The 685-nt window shown below is 36.6% G+C and carries 1 protein-coding gene; it reads right to left on the minus strand.

What is annotated here, in order from left to right; genetic code table 11:
- Nucleotides 1–685, minus strand: a 685-nt coding sequence (locus tag BTO16_RS10275) for an Ig-like domain-containing protein (RefSeq protein WP_170064449.1), incomplete at both ends; no start/stop codon positions are given.

Here is a 685-nt window from a genome sequence, read left to right on the forward strand (position 1 = left end):
TATCATCTACAGCTTCTGGCTTATCACTCTGAGCTACTACAACTGCGCTAATATTAACTGTTACTGTTGCTGTTGAAAAATCTCCATTACCATCAGTAATTGTATAACTAAAAGTATCTACCCCTATAGCTCCACTAGCTGGCGTATACAGCAAGGTGTCATCGGATGCATCTGCTAATAATCCTGGAACTACACTTACTGAACCTGTTATACCTGTTGCATCAATAGTAAGCACCGAACCAACTACATCATCTCCAAGTGTATCATTATCTAATACATCAAATGATGTTGTTGCGTCTGTTAAAATTGAAAAACTATCAGCTACTGCCGTTGGAACATTTGTTATTGGTCCAGAAACCGTTAACGTTACTGTTACTGTAGATGCGTCTCCACTTGCATCTGTTATTGTATATTTAAATGTATCTACTCCACTAAAATTAGTCGGTGCTGAATACATAATAACATCATCTAAAGTATCTAAAGTACCGTTTCTTTCAACTCTAATTGCGCCACTATTCGCACTTGCATTTGAACTTGTGCCATTAACCATCGTTAACCCTTTATTAATATATCCATCACTTCCTGGAGTATCATTTCCTAAAACATTGATACTATTCTCTGTACTATTATAACCAATTGACGCTATTGATAGTGACACCATAGTATCATCAACAGCCAACGGTTT

Origin of the sequence: Polaribacter glomeratus, assembly GCF_002954665.1 — a bacterium.
In the GTDB taxonomy this organism is placed as follows: domain Bacteria; phylum Bacteroidota; class Bacteroidia; order Flavobacteriales; family Flavobacteriaceae; genus Polaribacter; species Polaribacter glomeratus.